This is a genomic window from Brevibacillus laterosporus DSM 25 (genome assembly GCF_002706795.1).
GTDB lineage: Bacteria > Bacillota > Bacilli > Brevibacillales > Brevibacillaceae > Brevibacillus_B > Brevibacillus_B laterosporus.
The window spans coordinates 261,375-283,047 of the sequence record NZ_CP017705.1; the positions used below are offsets into that span (position 1 = coordinate 261,375).

A 21,673-nucleotide genomic window follows, 5' to 3' on the forward strand; every position below is an offset into this window, starting at 1 on the left:
TGTAGCAATAACAAAGGTCATATCCCATCATTTCCCATCCTTATGCTTTTGGGAACGTCCTGATTTTCCTTCAGTTCAGAGCCTATAATTCTCATAATAGACTTAGGTACTATCCGCTCCCATCCCACGCGTACCACATCGGCTGTTACACTTATTCATGTGTGGTAACACATCCACAAAAAAAGGACTCCAAGAGTCTGTCAGACAGCGTCAAAAATTTTGCAATAATGGGTAAAAACTCAAATACACAACCATCTGTGTAAGCAGTAAAATCAACGTTCGCAATTTATGCTACATAACACGCAATTTTTAATGTGCGTAATTTTCAAATTCTTTTATACTTAATTATAATACGTTAGCGTCAAGAATCATTTATATGTAGCTAGCAGTACTCGAAAGGTGTGAATAAATGTGCTAAGACAGCCAAACGGCGTTTATGCCGCTGCAGGACTTACAGCAACAGAACTTACTCAAATAAAGGAGCTTTTACAGGTTTGTAATAAATATGACCAAATTGAAATTAAGTTAAATCTGGACATGCTTAACTGTAGACCTACTGACCAAATTCAGGATTTTTATTTTGCAAAAGATAACCGAATCATTGGCTATCTTGCCTTGTATATTTTTAATAGTCGGGAGGTAGAAATCAGCGGAATGGTAGATCCGGCTCATAGACGTAATGGCATCTTTTCTTCTTTGCTTCGACTCGCTTACCCAGAAATTGAACGTCGTCAGTTGCCAAAACTTATTTTCATGTCACAAGAAAAATCTGCATCTGGTAAGGCATTCTTAGAAGCACTGGGAAGTGCCTATTCCTTCTCAGAATATTGGATGGAATTAGAAGCCTCTCCCACTGAGCCAATAGTACCCTCTCTTCTTCTTAGAGAAGCAACGAAAGATGACCTTCCCTTACTCGTCCAAATTGATATGGAGTCCTTTGGGTTATCGAAAGAGGATGCAAAAGAATATGCGTCAACAGGAGTTGAAGAACCTGATCGACATCTTATAGTGGCTTTTCATCATAACGAATTTATAGGAAAAATTAGTCATCAACGAAGTGAGGATATAGATTTTATTTACGGCTTTGCAGTCATGCCAGCCTTACAAGGAAAAGGATATGGGAGAGAGATTTTGACAAGAGTGGTAAACAAATTAATCCAAGAACAATCACCTTCAATCGTCCTAGAGGTAGAGACGAAGAACAAAAATGCGCTTAAACTATATAACCGTTGTGGTTTTAAAGAAGTAACTGCCAATGATTATTATATCCTGGCCACTTCGCAACTTGGGGGCTTGTTTCAGCTTTCGCATGAAGAGTTAGGTGACCAGGAAACAAAAATGTAAAAAATTACAAATAATCAGGAACAGCGACCGGGTAGCTTCCTTTGGCTACCGTTACCTCTAGTCCTTGCTTTTCAATTTGATCTCGCAACTCTTTTGGTGTTCCCTCGTCAGTGATTAGTAAATGAAAGCTGTTGAGGGGACCTATTTTAGAAAAGGCATCATGCCCCATATTCTCATGAGACGCTAAAATAAAACGACGTCGAGAAACCTCCAAAACAGCACGGCTAAAACTAGCTACTTCTGGTGTTGGAGTGCTAACACCTTGTAAACTGATGGCTCCAGCTGTCATGAAACAAAGATCAATTGTAAATTGTTTTACCATTTCATTCGCGATGATATCAGAAATTAAACCTGTTTTCTTAACTTGTCCACCGATCAAGTAAACGTCAGTATTTTCAGATTCACGCAATTGTTCTGCAATTTTAATCGAGTTAGTAACCACTGTTATTGGCATATGTTGAGGTAAATATTTTACCATATGAAAATGCAGGTTTGTTCCACTCAAAAATATGGTATCGTGCTCTTGTATGTAGGATACGGCTGTTTTGGAAATGGCAGTGATATGACTAGGACCATCTTTAATGCGTACAGCTGATGGTACAACGGGCTTGCGCACAGCTGATACAGGGATAGCTCCTCCATGTGTTTTTTTCAATAATCCCTGCTCTTCCATAATGGATAAATCTCTCCTGATAGAATCAATAGAAACGTGAAATTGTTCTGCTAGCTCCTTCACCAACACCCGTTGCGCTTCATGAAGGATCTCCAGAATCTTGCCTCTTCTCTCTTCAGCAAACATCTCATCGCCTGCCTTCATCATGTAATACTTCCATTTTATTCCGTTATACGCAAAAAAGTCAATATTTACCTGCAAAAATCTTCTTGTTTATGCTTTTTTCAGCAAAAAAATCAGGATTCCCGAAGAAACCCTGATTTTCTTGTCTGCTATTACAATTGTTGTGATTGGCTTTCCGACATCAAAGATACCGGACGTTGTGGAGTAAATGTTGAGATCGCATGTTTATAAACCAATTGTTGTTTGCCCTCTGTATCAATAACGATTGTGAAGTTGTCAAACGCCTTGATATAGCCTCTCAATTGGAACCCGTTTACCAAATATATGGTAACTGCGATATTTTCTTTACGTAAATGGTTTAAGAACGTATCTTGAATATTGATCGTCTGTTTCATGGACAATACCCCCTAAAAGGACTTGTAAGTTATATATTCGGCGTTGAATGGAACTTTCCTTCCAACGCACTGGTAATTGTTTCAACCACTTGTTCATAAGAATCGGAATCAGTCATATCATACCATTCCAACTGAGGCATACGTCTAAACCAAGTTAACTGGCGCTTAGCAAAATGCCTGGTTCTTTGTTTAATATCAGCTATCGCTTTGTCTAACGTAATCTCACCATATAGATAAGGAATGAGCTCCTTGTAGCCTAACCCCTGCATCGCTACTAGATCGGCGGAATAGCCTTGATCAAGCAAAACGCGAACTTCTTCTACCAATCCAGCCTCAATCATTAAATCGACTCGTTGATTTACTCTTTCATATAGTTTCGCCCGATCCATTGTTAAGCCTATGATTTTCAGGTTGTAAGGGGAATAATCGGCCTGATTTTGAAAATCAGACATACGTTTTCCAGTCAACTCGTATATTTCTATAGCACGTATAACACGGCGGACATCATTAGGATGCAACCGATCTGCTGTAATAGGATCATGCTCGCGTAAGCGCCTGTGAAGAGCTTCTACTCCTTCCACATCGGCAAATCTCTGCAAACGCTCTCGCATTTCCTCATCCTGATCCGCCTCAGAGAATTGATAAGCATGAGTAACTGACTGTATGTAAAGTCCCGTTCCACCCACGATAATAGGTAGATGATTACGCTGATTGATTTGGGTGATTAGCTGTTGTGCCTGCTGTTGAAAGATAGCCACAGAGTATTCCTCATCTGGATTCATGATATCAATTAGATGATGGGGAACAGTGGCTCTCTCTTCCTCGGAAGCTTTAGCTGTACCTATATCCATACCACGATATACTTGCATAGAATCACCAGAGATGATCTCTCCGTTAAATTGCTGTGCTAATCGGAGGCTTAAAGCAGTCTTACCTACTGCTGTAGGGCCTGCAATTACCACTAAGTTCTCTTTTTGTTTCATCTCTCACTCCCCTCCAATACTTCGATATAACTATAAATCACTTGATGATCACGTTTTCGATAAGGTGTAAAACCCAATTGCTCGTGCAAGGTACCTGTTGTCCCCTCTTTTAAAACGACTCGTCGTTTAGCTACCCGACGAGCTTGAGCAATCGTTTCCTCAGTCAGCACCTTATCATTAGCCAATTGACGCAAGGTAGAAATACCATGTGACTCAAAGACAGCTTGTTGGAACATAGGATCAAAATAAACTACGTCAAACGAGTTATCAGGCAACGCTTGTAGTTTTTTAAGATGATCTGATTGTTCCACCTGTACACGCCTCATCGCCTCGATTAAGACTTGCGTTCCCGTGTTCCAATGAGCAAGACCATCTCGGACTAGTCTAGCAATCACAGGCTCCGATTCAATTCCAACCACTTGCCCTGCTTCACCTGTGGCATAGGCAAATACGATCGCATCCGCTGCCAATCCCATCGTGGCATCCAACACCTTATCACCTGGTGAAATTTGGCAAACAGAAAGCATAGTATCATTATCGCCGCGTTCCAGCCTCTTTATACGGAATGAAGCTGTATTTGGATGAAAAAAGAAAGCTTGTTGACCTCTTCGTTCCAACCTAGCTCCCTTAGCAGTTACAATTAAAATATCATTCGTCTGGTATTTATCTCTGAGTTTTTCAATTGAATCCTCTCCACGTGAAACTAGTGGAGCGGAAAAGATAGTAGCCAGTTCTTGCGCATGAGCCAGAACAGCTGATTTTGGCTCATTTCCTGTTGTTACAATCATTTCATCACTCGTTTCCTACTCATACTAAGTCCGCTCTCTTGGATTCCTGTGTGAATTTTCTCCTGCCTTGGTTGCTATCCTATTATACTAACAAAAGCAAGCTGGCAACAGCAACGAAATTTGACTAAGAAATGGCTTGAAATCTAGGTTATTCACGATGTTGCCTCTTTTCCTCTCGTCACTTCACCATCAATAAAAAGAAGAACACCCCGCCGTCTCGTAATCATACGTTCGAGATGTTCCTATATGCACATGCCAATTGAAAATATCAATTTAGCTCTACATAACTCGTTTAATTATTACTTTACACATAAGATGAATGAAGCGCAACTACGCTATTTTATTGAAGTTAACAATGAATATTTTTAGCTTTTTTGCTTGTCATTTACTTCATTGCGTTGTCAATTTGGTTGTCAATGTTGTCAGCCTTCTATCTTCTCTATTCTTGAGCATAGTTCGTGCTGCCAGTCCGTATCGTTCGTCATACTGGCGATTAAGGATAAGTTTTTGAGTTTTGCAATCTCCAAAGCTCTGCCATGCGTTGGTGAATGATCCACATTTGCACCAGCTCCTTAATCTTAATGGTACAGTGTATGCACAGTTAACTTTGATTTTGCATGTCCAACTGTGATTTTTTTCTATCCCAAATTTGCTCAACCGTCCATAGTTTTTGTAACCCTTGTTCAGCAGCTCGGTCGTTCAAAGCATCCACTATGTCATAAGCCAACATTAGATTAGGTACTGACTTATTCCTCGCAAGGCTTGTGATCGTATTTCGGCTAACTCCAAGTGTATCAGCTAACTCCTGCTGTGACATGTCCAACATGACCAGTATTGCTTTCAGGTAGCAGATCATAAAATCACCTCATTGCTCACTTCACTACTGCCCTTGTCGAATCCTTTAGCGAGTAAATGGAGGTTTTGACGAAAAAAGACCCCGCTTGGTCGATATTGGCGGGATTTGCTGATGTAAACCACTAGTTTACATGCATTGTTACCAATGGTTTCTTTACTAATTATTTCTTTATATGCAATGATGATACAAAAAAGGATGAATGAAATGAGTTTAGGTCAGCAATTGAAAAAGTTCCGTGAATTAAAGTCTCTTTCACAAGAAGATATAGCTCAAAAAATTGGTGTGACTAGACAAGCTGTCTATAAATGGGAAAATGACAAAAGCTATCCTGACATTGATAATTTGATTTTACTTAGCGAGTTATACAATGTAACACTAGATGACTTAATAAAAGGAAACGAGAGCTTCAAAAAAAAGATAATCATCGCCGATAACAAAGATACTGGTTTGTACGTAGGATTTGTTATTATGTTTATAGGGTTGTTTATTAATGCTGGATCAATTTCAGCATTAATAACAATATTAGGAGTTCTGACAATGGTTTTTTATGATGACTTTAAAAAAATAATAAAATCCATTTTTAGTTGGTGGGATAGCCAGAAACTTAGTTAAGGCTACTCGACAATAACATAAACACCCCATCATAAATCTTATTGATGGGGTGTTTGCTGTATCCCTGTTCCCACAGGCTATACATTCTATGTAGTTGTAAGAGGCACTGCTTAGGCTTCTATATTGACCACATCTTCTACAGGAATCCACCAGAAATACTCGTCGTTTTTTAGCTTGATCTGTTTAAATTGGGAATCAAACCTATCTACCCATCCCCAAGCAGATTCTATCACGCCTCTACCCTCTTTTGTTTCTTTCCACCAGCTAATGGTTAAGGCATAGTCATACTGACGTGAGTCAGATATCTTGTAGCAAAACTCGGCCAGCTCATCCTCTTCAATGATCGGTTTCTCAATTAGTTTCTTATCCTCATGATACTGACGTAACATTTCTGCATGTTCTGGCAAAATAAATTTTGTTACAAGTGGATCAAGAATTTTGCTAGCCATCAAAACATCTGCTTAAAATACGAATATGTGTTCTTATTTTATTTGATGATGAGGAGATTATGTAATGGGTAAAATTACATGTTTATCTTCAGGCTAGGTGCGGTATTTGCTGTATCCTGTATCCTGTATCCTGTATCCTGTATCCTGTCTCCTATCAAAATCAAAAATACAGTAATTTTATGTCATTTTTTGAAAAAAGCGTTTGTATTTCGTGGGTTATATGGTAACATTTAACTTCAAATACAAATATTTTAAAAGTTTTGAGTTTTAACATTAAAACTAAAGGAGATATGATGTTATGAAAAAAACGTTTCTCGCAACTGCATTGTCTTTAGCTACTATTATGGGAACCGCCACTACTGGACTAGCTGCTTCCCCCGTTGAGGTATCTAGTTCATCGTCACAAGCTCAATCCTCTATTGAATCTAAATTACAGGAACAAGTTATTGGAAATATTACTGTAATGTCGGATTATGTTAAAGTAGGCAAGGATGGCTTGGTACACGTTGATCCTGCTGCTAAAGAGATAGTGGGGAAAGAAGTTTACGAGGTATACGTGAATGGTGCCGCATCTGTTAATAGTGCAATAGAGTCTGGCGACATTAAAGTAAAAGATGGCGAGCTCTCAGTAGATAAAAAAGATTTATCTGCCCCTACTGAAAAGGATTCGAAAGTTGCGTCACTTGGATCTTTCGGAAACTACTACTGGTGGGGATATGCATTTACTATGACAGATAGGGATACTAGAGACGTAGCTAACGCTTGGGCACAAGCAGGGACAGTTACTGCAGGTGTTACTGCAATTTCTGGGTTGATTCCTTCTCCGCCAACAAAACTTGTACAAGCTATTTCATATGCCTTGTCAACTGGAATGGTAGCCATTGCAAATGATATTAACTATAAAAATGAAGGTTATGGGGTTACAATAAACATTCATTATGTCGGTTATTTTACAATTTCGACAAACCCTAAAGGTACATGGTAAAATATTGATTAGATCAACATACACTATTCCATCAAGGTATTACAGAGGGGTGTTGACTTATCGTATTCGGTGTATTTAGTATAATGCTGTTTATTATATTAATAGGTGCTGTTGTAACTTTATTCCTGTTAAAGTCTGTGTTTTCAAAAAACATAGCCTATATTGTTTTCTCTTTGCTTCTTATTTCAATTTTAGTTTGGCAACAAATAACAATGGAGCATGCAAACAATTTGTTCGTTATTACTTTAATTTTGGCTTTCACTATTAAAGTAATAGCTGACCAAAGAAAAGGATAGAACACTAATACCACAGAAATAAAAAAAAGCCCTCTGACGTTTTATAACTTTCCGTCAGAGGGCTTTCCCGTTATCTTTCCATAGTTGTTTATAATAATTCAGCTCATTTTTTTCCGTTTTGGGGAACAACCAATTTCTTCACTTGATTGCAATGTGGTGCTACCCCTAGTAGACGGATAATCAAAAAGTGACTTACTATATTTCAGTTCTAATTAGTGGAACTTTAATCTCTTGAACGACAGTTCCACTCCCGTTATTGTTTCGTAACTTTGAATCTGTGATGTCTTCAATTTTTAAAATGAAGTCCGTTCCATAATTAGATGTGAAAGTACCTTGGCCTTTAACGATTACATCTCTTCCACTAGGTTGAAAGTTTCTGAAATCTCCCCATCCTTTTTGTTGGCATTTGGTAAGTACAGCACCTATATTTACTCCTCCGCCATTGGGATAACCTGGTAAAACCCCCCAAGCTATACCCCCAACATTTGCGTAAAGGTTAGCTTCACCTGAAATAGATCCAGTATTTAGGTATGCTAAAACTCTAAAGGTTTTACCTGCTGGTACTTTAATCTTTTGTGATGGGCTTTTATATGATACTTGTTTAGTTTTAGTATCAGTGGAAGAATTTTGAAAGTTATATTCAGTAGAAGCTTCCATGCTACCCTGAGCAATCGGGAATTTCATGGTAGCAGTGGTTTTGACTCCTAATTTTAATCCATGAGTTGTTGTATTTGAAGTGCTTTCCGTATAGGTATAGTTAAACTCGGGTGTTAACAGCTCTTGATCGCTTGTTCCTTTTGAGTTATCTAATACGTTTTTTCCCGCATATAAAGGTGTCCCCGACATTTCGGTTGGACTTCCTTCTAATGTAGCCCATGCATTATTTACTTTATACTGTGAAATTCTTCTTTCGCCAATAACATTTTTAGGTGGTGTTAAGAAAACAATACCTTCAGTTGGACTATAAGAGAATTGTTGTTCATCACTGGGTTTGAAGTTAGTATTCCATGCTTCATTAAGGGTTCCAGCTTCATTTTCTCTTGCCAAGTCCCGTAATCTTTCTTGAACATCTGTGGATGACGCATGAACAAATTGCGTACTCGAAAAAAGGAACACACTTATAAGAATTAAACTTGCAAATTTTTTCATAAAAACCCTCCCGTTAATATTTTATTATGTGAATATATTCACATACAAAATCATACAATTAAATTCCACTATTTTCATTATGTAATCAGATATGTTCATAAATTCTCCATTTTCCTGGTCCTGCTTCAACGTGTAGGAACTGTCCACTAAGAAGGTCATATTCTAACTGAATTTTAACACCGGCTGTATGGCTACTTCCCCCAGATCCTTTATAAGCAGAAGCAAAGATATCCGGAAGCTGAAAAGTAGTGGAGTCTAGTATGCGGATTCTATGAAACAAAGTCGCGTAACCATGAGGTAATGTATCGGTAGCGTATAGCTTTTGAATAGAAGGTGTGAAAAAATTCGTTAAAGAAATTGTACGGCTTCTCTATTAAATCGCTTATTTAGCCCTTCCGGACTCATTAATATCCCAGTGTATGCCTCTAAACGACTACATAATTTCATTAAAGATGTGCTTGCAACCTTTTGACTTAACCATACACAAAGTGCAACTAACTCCTGAGACTGATTACTTACTTTTCCGTTTGGTAAAACCAGCTTCTCTGGCAAGCTCTTCAAGAGCTTCAGGCACTAAGCAACGCTGGAGCTCTTGAGAAAAAAGCTGCAGATCGTCTAAGATTTCCATAAAAACCGCCATCCTCTCCTATAAATCTACGGAAAGAATAGCGTATTTTTCGTTTTGGGGGTACTAAATTATTTTAAGTTGATGGGCATGTGGTGCTACCCCTCAAAGAAAAAAACGCTATCCATTCGTTTTAAATTCATCACGAGAGGACAGCGTTTATATAGAGCCTGTAAACTTAGGGGATATATTTTCTTGTTATTTTTTTAGTATTTCTTTAGCTTTTTCAGGAACTTCTTTTTCTTGCACTTCCTCAAATCCGTAAACATACTTTCCTTTTACATGAACTTTTAAATAACAATCTTGATACTCATCTTTACCAGAAAGCCCTACTTTAATGGTATTTTCATTACCCGATTTATCAACTCCGTTTAACATGTAAAAATATCTCTTTCCCTTGTGTTCAGTATCTGGTTCTGCTTCGCCCTTCGTAAGAACGTATACATCTTTTTCTTTCACTAACGGATTAAATCTGTCTATGTTCTCATTTTCGATAAATGTCAATCCCCATAACCCAATAACTAGTCCAGCAATCCCAAATACAAAAAATTTTACCTTCTTCATCTATACTTTTCACCTTTCTCCTCTATAGTTAATTTCACCTACATTTAAATCTTTAAATTTTAATAAGAATAAATATGATTTATAAGATATTTTTAAGTATAGGGAGTGTTCCTTAACAAAAAATTAGGGAATTTCTTAAGTTTTTTTAAGCCTGTCATTGGTTAAGAGTACAAACTGCGATTTAGAAATCGGAAAAACGAACACCGTAAGGAGTTTACGTTTTCTATACGGACAATTAATAAGTATCCTTCTTTGTTCCTCCCCATCAAGAAGAAACGAGAATTCGATAACTTGATAGGCATTTAACGGTACCCTTTTAAGAGTTATTGATTTTGTATTTCCTGCCCACTAGCCACCCTCAACTCATCTGCTAATTACCCACCAACGATATTTTCGATGCTTCGATAAAGGGTAAGCTTTATACAGCACTAGGTATTTGGCATAATACTATTGAGGGAGATATTACTACTAAAGTAAGTAGCGGAAAACCAACTGACTATAACACAGATGTTCGAATTATAGGATACGGTGCCGTGGGCACTAGTGGCACAATTGTTGGTAAAGCTGTTGACGAGACATATTCTAGTGGTTGGACTAAAAGCAAAAAAAAGTCTTGGACTTATAGTTTAGATCGAGACTTTTATGGTAGTGTGGCTTGGCTAACAATTGATGTTACTGCTTCAGTAAAAGGTCCAGACGGCAGCTTAGAAATACCAAATGACTAGTTGACGATTAAAACACTATCAAACTAAATTTATTCTATGGATTTCATTTACAATAGTCTATGGAATCATGCTTTTGTGGGCTGATAGGGCATTTCTAATGAGACGAACGAACTTTATTTTGTTTATACAGGAAAAAGCAATATATGCTTTATAAGAGTTTTGCTTTCGAAGATGATCTGATAAAACCAATTACAAAAAAGCCTGACACAGATAACGAGTATATACAGTCGAATGTGTCCATAGTGAAAGTATCGAGGCTGTAGGTATGGTATGTGGAAAGCGTATAAAGCTATTACATACTGAGTATGAAGTAGCTAAACCTACAGGAGTTGTAGAGAAATTATACTAAAACAGAATGTTTTTGTTATCGCTATGTTATTACTGGATCAAACTGAAATTGCTCCGATACCAAATATCAAAAAAACCTCCAACGGATAACCGAAGGAGAGTTGTCTCATGTATAGAAATAGTTATAGCTGTTTAAAATTTGGATTTGTAGTACGCTGATAAGGAATCCAGGCAATGGGAAAATGTAACTTATATAACAGAGGATAGGAGTGCTGCTACATGCTGACGCCACTGAAGGATAAGATGGTCGTAGTGACCGGAGCCAGCAAAGGAATCGGCAAAGGAATTGCGAGAACCTTCGCCGCACAGGGGGCGAAAGTCGCGGTCGTCGCACGCAGCCTGACGAAAGCGGAGGAAACCGCGGTGGAAATCCGGAAGAACGGAGGCATTGCTCATGCCTTCCAGGGCAATGTCGCCGATTTGGAGTCGATGAAGTGCGTTGCGAGACGGCCGGTACTTTCGGGGGGATCGACGTGCTGTGCGCCAATGCCGGTATTTTTCCGAATGCGCCGATCGAGGAGATGACCGGCGAGCATTGGGATCAGGTGATGAACACGAATGCTCGCGGGACTCTGTTTTCCCTTCAAGCCTGCCTGCCCTTTCTGAAGAAGGCGGAATACGGCCGGATCATTGTTACCTCTTCGATTACGGGGCCGGCCACCGGCTATGCCGGATGGTCGCACTACGGCGCAAGCAAAGCCGCTCAGCTTGGATTCATGCGCAGTGCGGCGCTCGAGCTCGCGCGTTACAGCATTACCATTAACGCCGTCATGCCCGGCAACATAATGACGGAAGGCTTGGATGGCCTTGGAGATCATTATCTGCAGGCGATGACGGCGTCCATCCCGCTCAAGCGGCTCGGAAGCGTCGAAGATATCGCTTACGCCGCTCTTTTTTTGGCTTCGAAGGAGGCAGGTTATATTACGGGCCAAACCATCATCGTTGATGGCGGTCAGATTATTCCAGAGAGTCTGGAAGCGATGGGGCAAACCTGATTCGATTACGATAGGACACCATATCGATACCCCGAGAGAGAAGGCAAGCGCATGTCTTTGTCTTTTGAAGAGCGAAACATTTCATTATGAACCTCTGCTGGCCGAGCTCAATGTAATCATCATAACCTATGTATAAGGGACATCCGTTTTAGAAGAACGGTTATGTCCACTTTTTTGTGAAGGTGAAGGTGGAAGTAGGGGCCCTGGGAGGTTGGCCAATAAGTATCCTATATTACCGGAGATGCCTTGCAAAGCCTTGAAAAATTAGTTGGGGATAATAAGGGGGCCCGCCACATCGCCATCAAGTTAAGGGTACTAAGAGGGTATACGTGAGAGTTATTTTTTAAAATTTCTACGACTGTACTAAAGATGGGCATAACAAATAAACCTATTACATAACTCGTTTAAACATTTTTTCTAATTCATATGTTGAAAAGTGAATAGCGATGGGTCGACCATGCGGACAAGTAAATGGACTGGTCGTTTGGCGAAGCCTGTTTAAAAGAGCCTCCATCTCGGCGTGTGTCAAATAACGATTAGCTTTTATAGAAGCTTTACATGACATCATAATGGCAGCCTTTTCTCGCATCTTGCTCACTTCAACTCGCTCATTTTCACTTGCTTCTTGTACAAACTGAATCAGTTCATTAATAATCTCTACTTCACTTCCTTGAGGGAACCACTGAGGATGAGCCCGTACAAGAAACGTCCGGTTACCAAACCATTCTATATCTAACCCAAATGATTGTAGCAACTCAAGTCGATCCAATAATTTCGCTTCTTCCTGCATCGTGCATTCCACTGTATGTGGAAATAAAAGCATTTGACTCGAAACCTTTTCTTCTTGCAATTTTTGCATGAAGTACTCATAAAAAATCCGTTCCTGAGCAGCATGCTGATCAATTAAATACATGCCTGAATCATTCTGAGCAATGATGTAAGTCCCATGAACTTGACCTACTGGATATAAGACTGGGACAGCAGTTCCATCCTCGTCTGAGTGCGCTGAATCATCAAGATTGCTTGCCGTTAGTATAGATGTATTCTCAGTATGTTCTTCAGCTGTTGAGTTACTCATATCACCCATTGTCTCTGAACGTTCTACTATATATGAACTCAACCTATTACGATCTTCCTCGTCTGTTATGCTTTTGTCATCTTCTATAAAATCGTCCCATACGACCTCTTGTGTTTTAACGCTTTTCCTAGAATCGGTTATATCATATTCAGTTGATGACTTTTCTAGCTCACAAGAATCAATTTCATTATCAGCATCATTTTGAACAGAACTATTACTAGAGCCTTCTACTACAGGCTGTCTCGAAATACTAGAAGGATAACCGGTCTTGTTGTTACCTGTGTACATCCACTTGCTCTCGTGTTGTTGATCTGGCTGTACGGGAACCTCTGCTAGAGGCTCCTGATCTCTCTGCTGTTCAACTATTTTTTTTGCCGTCAATTCAAAAGACGCAGGCTCCACTGTTCGTTCTACGTAGGTCGACCGTTTCTCTCTGAGCGGTACATCAAAAGCGGTCAATAATCGATTCATCTGCTGTTGCTGTTCGTCTGAATGGTGTTCACCAAGATTAAACTGCGGCTGATACGGTTTTTCCAGCTTAATTTTGGGTTTACTGCTTGTCTGTAATGGTTGCACGATTCGTAAGCCTGCTTGTAGTGCCTCTTTCACTGATTGTTCGACCGCTGCACACAATTCTTGTTCCTTACTAAAACGTACCTCTAGTTTAGCTGGGTGAACATTCACATCAACCAAAATAGGGTCCATCTCAATATGCATAGCAACTATCGGAAACCGCCCAATCGGTAAAAAGGTATGATACCCTCGCATAATCGCCTGAGACAGTGGATAATTACGTACATAACGACCGTTAACCAGAGTCGAGATGTACGTGCGATTCGCTCTCGTAACCTCCGTCTTAGATAATAGACCACTCCAGCGAAAATCTAACGTCTCCCCTTCAAACGGCAACAATAGCTTTGCTACCTGAACCCCATAAATGGCTGCCATCACATGTAATAGTTTACCATCGCCTGACGTTTGGAGGAGGTTTTTCCCATTATGAGTTAGGGTAAAAGCAATTTTCGGATAGGTAATCGCTAAACGGTTTACATAATCTGAGACATGTCCTACTTCTGTAGAAATAGAGCGCATATATTTTAAACGTGCTGGTGTATTAAAAAATAAGTCACGTACGACAATTTCTGTTCCTTTTACCCTAGCGAAATCCTCAACGCTTTTCATATCTCCACCGTCGATAACGACCTTAGTTCCTACTTGTCCGCTATCTTCAGCACTCATCAATTCGATTCGAGATACCGAGGCGATAGATGCCAAGGCTTCCCCGCGAAAACCAAGAGAGCGAATATGGAATAAATCACGTGCTGAACGAATCTTACTCGTAGCATGCCGCTCAAAAGCTCGTAAGCAATCGTCTCGATCCATTCCTGCGCCATTATCAACGATGCGGATTAGCTGTAAACCGCCTTCCTCAATGTGAATTTCTACTTGAGAGGTACCTGCATCAATGGCGTTTTCCACCAGCTCCTTCACCACAGAGGCTGGGCGTTCTACCACTTCACCAGCAGCAATCATATTGCTTACCTGCTCTGTAAGCACTTGAATTTTCCCCATGTTCCTCCCCCTTTCTGTGTGAAGTAAGCTTACTTATGTTTACGTAAACGTGCATTCCAGTTAGATAACTGAATGAGTGCTTGTAGAGGCGTCATTTGATTTAAATCTATATCACGTAATTCTGATAGGACTTCTGCCTCTGTAGGGTTTGCGGAAGGTTCAGATGGATTCAGAGGCATTGCCACCCTCATAGCATCTTCCGTATGGCTAGAAGTAGCTGTAGATTGAACCACCTCTGCGACTTCTACTACAGCATCGGTCCTGTCCGTTTTACCTTCTGTTTCTACGTTTGATTCAGTAGAAACGTCTACTTTATTCTTTTTCTTATGAGTAGGTACAGATTGACCTGAAGCAACTTGCTGTAATGCTGATGGAGCTTGTCCCCAAAGCATATCAAGTGAAAGTTGCTCTAACGGCGCTTCTCGATCCTTCCCTTCTAATCCCTGTAAGATTTCACGTGCACGACTGATTACCTCAAGAGGCATTTCTGCTAATTCGGCAACATGAATACCATAGCTTTTATCAGCTCGCCCCTCTTCGATCTTATGCAAGAATAAGAGTTTGCCATCACGTTCTTCACAACGTGCATGGACATTCACCACTCCAGGAATTTTCTCCTCCAAATCAGTCAGTTCATGATAGTGTGTAGAGAATAGTGTCTTTGCACCAATATGCTCATGGATATATTCAATGACAGCTTGCGCTAAAGCCATACCGTCATAGGTGGACGTTCCACGACCAATCTCATCTAATAAGATCAAACTACGTGGAGTCGCCTTTACTAGCGCGTTACGAGTTTCTAGCATTTCCACCATAAAAGTAGAGAATCCACCTACTAAATCATCGGCAGCACCAATTCGTGTAAAAATCTGATCTACTAAGCTAATACGGGCTTCACTAGCCGGAACAAAACAACCGATCTGAGCCATAACCGTGATCAACGCCATTTGACGCATATATGTACTCTTACCCGCCATATTAGGACCTGTAATGAGTAAAATATTACGATCTTTTTGATTCATCGTCACGTCATTTGCAACATACTTCTCTTGATTTAATACTGCTTCCACTACAGCATGGCGACCATCTTTTACATAAACCTCACCATCCGTAGATAATGTTGGACGGATAAAGCCACGTTCTTCACTCACGGTAGCAAAGGCTTGCAACACATCAATACGCGCAATTCGTTCTGCTAATTTTTGAATGCGAGGGATGTGCTTAGCTACTTCCAAACGAATTTGAGTAAATAACTGATATTCTAATTCCACTAGCTTCTCTTCAGCTTCCAGAATTAGTGCTTCCTTCTCTTTTAACTCTGGCGTGACATAGCGCTCCGCATTCGTTAATGTTTGCTTACGCTCGTAACGTCCCGCTGGTATATGGGCAAGATTAGCCTTTGAGATTTCGATATAGTAACCAAAGACTTTATTGAAGCCCACCTTCAAGGAGCGAATTCCTGTTAGCTCCCGCTCGCTTTTTTCGAGTTGTGCGATCCAGCTCTTACCTTGGCGACTAGCCAGTCTGAGCTTGTCCAGATATTCGTCATGACCATCTTGAATTAAATTACCTTCACGAACACTCACAGGTGGTTCTTCTACGAGCGTTTCTGCTAGAAATTGGGCAATATCACTACAGTCATCCATATCTGAAGCAATCGATTGTAAGGCTTCCTCCCCACTGTTAACCAACAAATGTACTACACTAGGAATGGCCTCGAGAGAATGGCGCAGTTGCACCAAATCTTTTGCATTTGCATTGCCATAAGAAATTCGTCCCGCTAAACGCTCCAAATCATACACCCGATCAAGACCTTCACGTACATCGGAGCGCAATAATAAATCGTGACGAAATGCTTCTACCGTGTCATAACGATTACCGATTTCCTCAGGATTCAAGAGAGGTCGTTCAATCCAGCGACGTAACAAACGTCCTCCCATTGCCGTCTCCGTTTTATCCAGAAGCCACAATAGAGAGCCTTTTTTGGACTTGTCCCGAATGGTTTCAGTCAGCTCTAAATTTCTGCGCGAGAAATGGTCCATTTGCAGAAATTCATCTGCCACATAATGTTGTAAGGAACGCATATGTGTTAATGCTCGCTTTTGTGTAGATCCTACATAATGCAAGAGACCATTCATCGCTAGGCGGACTGCATCCTCTAACTGAGCAGCTTCCTTTGGATACAGCTCATCTATGGCTGTTTGCGACACTACATTGGTAGCTAGGCAGGTAATAGACATATGTGGTGATAATCCTTTGCCTCGAAGCTCATCTTCAGCGATATCACATAGCAATAGCTCGCTCGGCCGATACTGCATCGCTTCCTCTACTGCTGCATACATGGTTGATAATGAAGTTGTATACATTTCACCAGTACTTAAATCACACGCTGCTACCGCCGCTTTTCCAGACAAAGCGGCAATAGCAACCAGATAATTGTTCTCTTTATCGTTTAACCATTTTCCTTCAATCATGGTCCCAGGTGTAATCATTCGTGTTACTTCGCGCTTTACAACACCTTTTGATGCTTTAGGATCTTCTACTTGTTCACAAATTGCTACTTTGTATCCTTTTTTTAACAATTCAGCAATGTAGGTCTCAGCTGCATGATGAGGAACTCCACACATTGGGATGCGCTCTTCCGCTCCTCCTCCACGACCTGTTAACGTAATCTCTAGTTCACGTGAAGCCAAAATTGCATCTTCAAAAAATAGCTCATAAAAATCGCCTAAACGGAAAAACAAAAAAGCATCTGTATATTGACGCTTTATCTCTAAATATTGTTGAATCATCGGGGTGTATTGTGCCATTATTTCTACTCCTAATACCCATAATCATTTCGTCTATTATAGCATGGTTCCTACTAGTTGTTGAGTTGAAATGGGGGTAACTTCCAAGCTAGCTTCATATCTTGGTTGCATTGCCACTCCCCATCCGTAAAAATACTATGAAAAAGGGGAGTTATATATTTTCGATACCTTTTGTATAAAGGTAAAACGGTTAACTCCAAATACAAATCCTTGACTAACGAAGCAAGTTTTTCCTTCTCCCCTCGATAGTAGGCAAGCTGCATGGATATATCTGTACTTACATCTTGCTTGAGAAGATATTGGGATTCAGCAATTACTTTGGTAAGAGCCAAAACTCCTTTGGTGATTCGTGGCGAAACCAGCCAACTAGGTAGCGTCCTGTATTCAAATCCTCCATGCGGCTGTTCTCGTACATCTCCTAAAAAGCCATAACGCGGTCGTCTTTTAAGACAACCATGATCTTCTAGTAAACATAGAGGTAGTGCTAAATAAGTATCTAATTTACGTATTAAATCGAAATGCAGAGTAGTCCCGCTAACATGAATATGACCACCGATTGGATAACCATCGAAGGGCATTCCCCCCGCTAACCAACTAATGGAATCATCAGATATCCGACGTTGAGCTAAATGAAGGGCTCTATAGATATTTTTGAAGACGATTTCTGGCTCTGTTGAAGGATCTGGTCGAACTTCAACCAATGGATGCTGATTGGATGGAAACTCTGTCTTTAATCGGACACCATCATATCCAATGATACCATTTTTCGTTAAATATTCAGAAGCAATTGCCATCTGTCCAAACTGATCACGCAAAGCAAATTCTGGATCGGCTCCTAACATCACCTGTGGAGCGGCTACTTGATCCAAAAGAATTTGCTGTTCACGTTGCTTCATAAACAACTGTAAACGTTCCCGTAACGAAACATCTATCGGTAGTTCCGCTTGACAGTCAATTATTCGCATTCTTGTTGGGGAATGCACTCCAACTGTCACTTTCCCGTAATCTAATCCGAGAGCGTAAATGGTACGCATTGCCAGAGCAATGATCCGATTTTTTTCCGTCTCGTCTAAAGTTTGGCTTACCTCTTCTTTACGGGTTTTGCCAATCGTTCGTGCTTCCTGTAAAATCCAAACAGTACGTTCTTCTATCCGATAAATGGCAGCGACCTGATGTTGAAACAGATGTACCTCAAACGTTTGCATTGGAATTACTCCAACGTACGTCTGAATTGGCACTCCGTGTAACTTCAAAATGGCTATCATTTTCTCTCGATGATGCGTATGTTTTATGGCGCTCTCCCTATTCCACTTCTCAATCGCAGAGGCGGTGACTTTACTCATTACCATGTTAGACATACGCTTACCTCCCTTACTTCCTTACTTACACGCTATGCATGATTAAAAGGTATGGTGCATGGTCTAACACGGTCACATTTTTAACTTTGATGCAATATTGTCTATTCGTAAAAAATATAAAAAGGCCGTCGTACAGGCCGACAGCCTTTCTTGCTACCATTTAATCTAAATCATCTAGTAAGCTTGATGAGTCGAATTGATCGTACTCTTCGGTTGAGTCATCAAAGTCATGCGAGTAGGAGTCTTTATCCTCACAGTTGTGGCAAATTACAACACACACCTTGGTTTCTCCAACAACTTCCACAGAATACTCCTGTTCAACTCGTACATTAACTGTACTACCGCAAATTTCTGCTCTGACGCATTTTGGTTGTTCAATGCACTGGCAAATAATTTCTAAATCACCGCGGCAATGTTTGTCAAAATAAGAGAGGGGAACATCTAGAGTATACTGTACTTCTTCTTTTTTGACTTCTGTTTGAGTATTATCCTCATAAGAATACCAGAGATTGACATCATACGTTCCACTGATAACGACCGATTCTAATACTTTTTCTGCTGAAAAATTATTGTTAATAATCCAGCATCCTAGGATAGTAGTCGGCGTCTGAGTAGGTGAGATTGTATGTGTCGTTTGCGAGAATCTATGTCCTCTACCGCAGACAGCCTTGGCAATCAATTCTCGACACTGCAAATCTTTATCAGGACCAGACATATTGTAACCTCCTCCATACATCGTTTCTGTACATTTGTATGCAGGTGATTCGCTCAGAGTGCAAGATAAAGAGAACTGTTGCGGCAATAATTAATCTTTCATACTTTAGTGGCCACAACCACAGCCTTCATCATCATGATGACCGGCTTCAGGGCCACCTGTTTTACCTGTAAGAGGATTACCACCAGTATCTAGGATGATTCTATCGGACACGGTATTGGTAATAACATGTGTCACCATTTGCAATAGATCGTTTACATCTGTTTGAGATTGCTTGAATTCCGTTACCAGCGGAATTTCGTCTAATTCTTCCTGAAGAGCATCGAATTCAGCTTGTACTTTTTCGACAAGTTTCGCATTGTTCATGCTCTCATACATGACTAGTTGCTTTTGTTTTGCTTTCAGACTGGAAATCAAATCTTGAACGCGTTTATTTTGCTTTACCTGTGATTCTGCTCGTTTGAAAAAGTCTACTTCTTTTGTACGAGAAATCATGTTAGCTAATTCACGCGCTTTTGCCAAAATTTCTTGATCTGTGTAAACCGGTGTTTCTGCCATCTCCAATTACACCTCAACTTTAGTCACTAATTCACCGTATGTGGTAAATGTTTTTGCATCTGTAATTGTAACATGTACCAGTGTACCAATTAAAGATTTATCAGCTTTTACATGCACTAATTTTCCAGTTCGAGTGCGCCCAGTTAATACTTCAGGGTTTTTTCGACTCTCTCCTTCGATCAGCAACTCATAGGTTTTACCAATCATCTGCTGATTTTTCCGCAAAGAAATATCATTCTGTACAGCCATCAATCGTTGCAAACGATCCTTTTTCTCCGCTTCAGCTACATTATCCTCCATAGAAGCTGCCGGTGTACCCTCGCGAGGGGAGTAAATGAAAGTGTAGGCTGAGTCGTACTCCACTTCTTTCATCATGGAGAGTGTTTCCTGGAATTGTTCCTCAGTTTCACCCGGAAATCCAACTATAATATCTGTAGTTAGCGAAACATCAGGAATAGCAGCCTTAATTTTACGTACTAACTCCATGTAATGTTCACGTGTATACTTACGTGCCATTTTTTTCAATACTTCTGAGCTACCAGACTGCGCAGGCAGGTGAATTTGCTCCACCAAATTTCCGCCTTTTGCTAAGACTTCAATTAAATGGTCATCAAAATCCCGTGGATGACTTGTTGTAAAGCGAATACGTGGAATATCAATCTTACGAAGTTCGTCTAACAGATCCCCTAGTCCGTATTCCCGATCTTCAAAGTCTTTCCCATATGCATTTACGTTTTGTCCAAGTACCATGATTTCTTTAAACCCTTGACGTGCCAGTTCACGCACCTCGGCAATAACATCCTCTGGACGACGACTGCGTTCTTTTCCACGTGTATAGGGCACGATACAGTACGTACAGAACTTATCACAGCCATACATAATATTTACCCACGCTTTGATATCACCTGTGCGTGTTTTCGGCATATTTTCAATGATATCGCCTTCTTTAGACCATACCTCAATTACCATTTCTTTGCTAAACATGGCATCTCGCAATAATACTGGTAGACGATGAATATTATGCGTTCCAAAAATCATATCTACTTCCGAATAGGAGCGCAGTACTTTATTTACTACCTTTTCTTCTTGTGACATACAGCCACATAATCCGAGAATGAGATTAGGATTGTTACGTTTCAGATGCTTCATGTGACCAAGTTCACCGAAAACCTTATCCTCTGCCCCTTCTCGGATCGCACAGGTATTAAACAGAACGACATCAGCTTCCATCGTATCTTCTGTCGCTGTATAACCCATAGCCTCAAAAATTCCAGCCATGGTCTCAGTGTCATGTTCGTTCATTTGACAGCCATACGTACGAATCAAATAGTGAAGGCCTTTTCCTATCTGTTTCATTTCTTCAGGTATATTGAAGTCGTAATGCACTTCAATCTCTTCTTTTCCACGTTTCTTGGCATCTTTTAAGCTAGGTGCCTGAAAATATTTTGCATAATCTGCTGTGGATTTGCTAGACTTTCCGGATTTTAAGTCCGTTGTCGCCTCTTTTTTATCAATCATTTTCTATATTCACCTCATAAAATGCTGTTTTTTTCTACTACCATCCAGATATTATAGCATATTTGTCCTTTGAGAATAAAAGGAAAAAGTTCTCTAGGAGTACCTCCGATTGGTGATACTTGCCGTTCATTTCAAGATAAGGCTCACTTTTCGA

At 40.2% G+C, this 21,673-nt stretch carries 17 protein-coding genes and 3 pseudogenes; 4 read left to right on the plus strand and 16 right to left on the minus strand.

Going from position 1 to position 21,673, the window contains the following annotated elements; genetic code table 11:
- Window positions 1-411: 411 nt before the first annotated feature.
- Window positions 412-1,344, plus strand: coding sequence for a GNAT family N-acetyltransferase (locus tag BrL25_RS01205; RefSeq protein WP_018673940.1), 933 nt, complete (start codon window positions 412-414; stop codon window positions 1,342-1,344).
- 4 nt (window positions 1,345-1,348) lie between these two features.
- Here BrL25_RS01205 and BrL25_RS01210 read toward each other — a convergent pair whose 3' ends face one another.
- The 6 genes and pseudogenes from BrL25_RS01210 to BrL25_RS01230 form a co-directional block, all read right to left on the minus strand.
- Window positions 1,349-2,164, minus strand: coding sequence for a DeoR/GlpR family DNA-binding transcription regulator (locus BrL25_RS01210; protein WP_018673939.1), 816 nt, complete (start codon window positions 2,162-2,164; stop codon window positions 1,349-1,351).
- 128 nt (window positions 2,165-2,292) lie between these two features.
- On the minus strand, window positions 2,293-2,535 hold the full coding sequence (gene hfq, locus BrL25_RS01215; protein ID WP_018673938.1) for an RNA chaperone Hfq: 243 nt from the start codon (window positions 2,533-2,535) through the stop codon (window positions 2,293-2,295).
- Between the two features lie 29 nt (window positions 2,536-2,564).
- A complete protein-coding gene (gene miaA, locus BrL25_RS01220) occupies window positions 2,565-3,518 on the minus strand; it encodes a tRNA (adenosine(37)-N6)-dimethylallyltransferase MiaA (protein ID WP_018673937.1) in 954 nt (317 codons plus the stop codon).
- A complete protein-coding gene (locus BrL25_RS01225; RefSeq protein WP_018673936.1) occupies window positions 3,515-4,306 on the minus strand; it encodes a class I SAM-dependent methyltransferase in 792 nt (263 codons plus the stop codon). Before BrL25_RS01225 ends, miaA begins: the two co-directional genes overlap by 4 nt.
- Before the next feature lie 422 nt (window positions 4,307-4,728).
- Window positions 4,729-4,839, minus strand: a pseudogene (locus BrL25_RS26465) (DUF7667 family protein); the annotation flags it as partial.
- 68 nt (window positions 4,840-4,907) lie between these two features.
- The gene (locus BrL25_RS01230) at window positions 4,908-5,162 is read right to left on the minus strand and encodes a helix-turn-helix transcriptional regulator (protein ID WP_018673935.1); all 255 of its coding nucleotides are present in this window, start codon (window positions 5,160-5,162) and stop codon (window positions 4,908-4,910) included.
- Between the two features lie 204 nt (window positions 5,163-5,366).
- On the opposite strand from BrL25_RS01230, the gene BrL25_RS01235 reads away from it, so the two are divergent.
- On the plus strand, window positions 5,367-5,774 hold the full coding sequence (locus BrL25_RS01235) for a helix-turn-helix domain-containing protein (protein ID WP_018673934.1): 408 nt from the start codon (window positions 5,367-5,369) through the stop codon (window positions 5,772-5,774).
- Window positions 5,775-5,884: 110 nt separating this feature from the next.
- Here BrL25_RS01235 and BrL25_RS01240 read toward each other — a convergent pair whose 3' ends face one another.
- Entirely contained in the window at window positions 5,885-6,223 is a 339-nt protein-coding gene (locus tag BrL25_RS01240; RefSeq protein WP_018673933.1) for a YolD-like family protein, read from the minus strand.
- 298 nt (window positions 6,224-6,521) lie between these two features.
- On the opposite strand from BrL25_RS01240, the gene BrL25_RS01245 reads away from it, so the two are divergent.
- A complete protein-coding gene (locus BrL25_RS01245; RefSeq protein WP_018673932.1) occupies window positions 6,522-7,208 on the plus strand; it encodes a hypothetical protein in 687 nt (228 codons plus the stop codon).
- Window positions 7,209-7,699: 491 nt separating this feature from the next.
- On the opposite strand, the gene BrL25_RS01255 is transcribed toward BrL25_RS01245, so the two are convergent.
- The 3 genes and pseudogenes from BrL25_RS01255 to BrL25_RS01265 form a co-directional block, all read right to left on the minus strand.
- On the minus strand, window positions 7,700-8,653 hold the full coding sequence (locus BrL25_RS01255) for an ETX/MTX2 family pore-forming toxin (RefSeq protein WP_099327219.1): 954 nt from the start codon (window positions 8,651-8,653) through the stop codon (window positions 7,700-7,702).
- 109 nt (window positions 8,654-8,762) lie between these two features.
- A pseudogene (locus tag BrL25_RS25445) lies at window positions 8,763-9,281 on the minus strand (IS4 family transposase); the annotation flags it as partial.
- Window positions 9,282-9,476: 195 nt separating this feature from the next.
- The gene (locus BrL25_RS01265) at window positions 9,477-9,842 is read right to left on the minus strand and encodes a YxeA family protein (RefSeq protein ID WP_018674316.1); all 366 of its coding nucleotides are present in this window, start codon (window positions 9,840-9,842) and stop codon (window positions 9,477-9,479) included.
- 1,292 nt (window positions 9,843-11,134) lie between these two features.
- On the opposite strand from BrL25_RS01265, the pseudogene fabG reads away from it, so the two are divergent.
- A pseudogene (fabG, locus tag BrL25_RS01275) lies at window positions 11,135-11,910 on the plus strand (3-oxoacyl-ACP reductase FabG).
- Window positions 11,911-12,301: 391 nt separating this feature from the next.
- Here fabG and mutL read toward each other — a convergent pair.
- The 6 genes from mutL to miaB all read right to left on the minus strand — a co-directional run bounded on the left by mutL (window position 12,302) and on the right by miaB (window position 21,519).
- Entirely contained in the window at window positions 12,302-14,560 is a 2,259-nt protein-coding gene (gene mutL / locus BrL25_RS01280; RefSeq protein ID WP_018674312.1) for a DNA mismatch repair endonuclease MutL, read from the minus strand.
- A gap of 29 nt (window positions 14,561-14,589) precedes the next feature.
- Window positions 14,590-17,370, minus strand: coding sequence for a DNA mismatch repair protein MutS (mutS, locus tag BrL25_RS01285; RefSeq protein ID WP_018674311.1), 2,781 nt, complete (start codon window positions 17,368-17,370; stop codon window positions 14,590-14,592).
- A 53-nt stretch (window positions 17,371-17,423) separates the two neighbouring features.
- The gene (locus tag BrL25_RS01290) at window positions 17,424-18,728 is read right to left on the minus strand and encodes a putative amidoligase domain-containing protein (RefSeq protein WP_018674310.1); all 1,305 of its coding nucleotides are present in this window, start codon (window positions 18,726-18,728) and stop codon (window positions 17,424-17,426) included.
- Between the two features lie 160 nt (window positions 18,729-18,888).
- Window positions 18,889-19,443 carry an outer spore coat protein CotE gene (gene cotE / locus BrL25_RS01295; RefSeq protein WP_018674309.1) on the minus strand — a complete coding sequence of 185 codons (555 nt, stop codon included), beginning with the start codon at window positions 19,441-19,443 and terminating at the stop codon, window positions 18,889-18,891.
- A gap of 105 nt (window positions 19,444-19,548) precedes the next feature.
- On the minus strand, window positions 19,549-20,001 hold the full coding sequence (locus BrL25_RS01300) for a YlbF/YmcA family competence regulator (protein WP_018674308.1): 453 nt from the start codon (window positions 19,999-20,001) through the stop codon (window positions 19,549-19,551).
- A gap of 6 nt (window positions 20,002-20,007) precedes the next feature.
- Window positions 20,008-21,519, minus strand: a complete 1,512-nt coding sequence (miaB, locus tag BrL25_RS01305) for a tRNA (N6-isopentenyl adenosine(37)-C2)-methylthiotransferase MiaB (RefSeq protein ID WP_018674307.1) — start codon at window positions 21,517-21,519, stop codon at window positions 20,008-20,010.
- Between the last annotated feature and the right edge of the window lie 154 nt (window positions 21,520-21,673).

Excerpts from the sequence above, each read along its gene's own strand:
- BrL25_RS01210 (WP_018673939.1), bottom strand. The coding sequence starts at position 2,164 with ATGATGAAGGCAGGCGATGAGATGTTTGCTGAAGAGAGAAGAGGCAAG.
- hfq (WP_018673938.1), bottom strand. The coding sequence starts at position 2,535 with ATGAAACAGACGATCAATATTCAAGATACGTTCTTAAACCATTTACGT.
- miaA (WP_018673937.1), bottom strand. The coding sequence starts at position 3,518 with ATGAAACAAAAAGAGAACTTAGTGGTAATTGCAGGCCCTACAGCAGTA.
- BrL25_RS01225 (WP_018673936.1), bottom strand. The coding sequence starts at position 4,306 with ATGATTGTAACAACAGGAAATGAGCCAAAATCAGCTGTTCTGGCTCAT.
- BrL25_RS01230 (WP_018673935.1), bottom strand. The coding sequence starts at position 5,162 with ATGATCTGCTACCTGAAAGCAATACTGGTCATGTTGGACATGTCACAG.
- BrL25_RS01235 (WP_018673934.1), top strand. The coding sequence starts at position 5,367 with ATGAGTTTAGGTCAGCAATTGAAAAAGTTCCGTGAATTAAAGTCTCTT.
- BrL25_RS01240 (WP_018673933.1), bottom strand. The coding sequence starts at position 6,223 with ATGGCTAGCAAAATTCTTGATCCACTTGTAACAAAATTTATTTTGCCA.
- BrL25_RS01245 (WP_018673932.1), top strand. The coding sequence starts at position 6,522 with ATGAAAAAAACGTTTCTCGCAACTGCATTGTCTTTAGCTACTATTATG.
- BrL25_RS01255 (WP_099327219.1), bottom strand. The coding sequence starts at position 8,653 with ATGAAAAAATTTGCAAGTTTAATTCTTATAAGTGTGTTCCTTTTTTCG.
- BrL25_RS01265 (WP_018674316.1), bottom strand. The coding sequence starts at position 9,842 with ATGAAGAAGGTAAAATTTTTTGTATTTGGGATTGCTGGACTAGTTATT.
- mutL (WP_018674312.1), bottom strand. The coding sequence starts at position 14,560 with ATGGGGAAAATTCAAGTGCTTACAGAGCAGGTAAGCAATATGATTGCT.
- mutS (WP_018674311.1), bottom strand. The coding sequence starts at position 17,370 with ATGGCACAATACACCCCGATGATTCAACAATATTTAGAGATAAAGCGT.
- BrL25_RS01290 (WP_018674310.1), bottom strand. The coding sequence starts at position 18,728 with ATGTCTAACATGGTAATGAGTAAAGTCACCGCCTCTGCGATTGAGAAG.
- cotE (WP_018674309.1), bottom strand. The coding sequence starts at position 19,443 with ATGTCTGGTCCTGATAAAGATTTGCAGTGTCGAGAATTGATTGCCAAG.
- BrL25_RS01300 (WP_018674308.1), bottom strand. The coding sequence starts at position 20,001 with ATGGCAGAAACACCGGTTTACACAGATCAAGAAATTTTGGCAAAAGCG.
- miaB (WP_018674307.1), bottom strand. The coding sequence starts at position 21,519 with ATGATTGATAAAAAAGAGGCGACAACGGACTTAAAATCCGGAAAGTCT.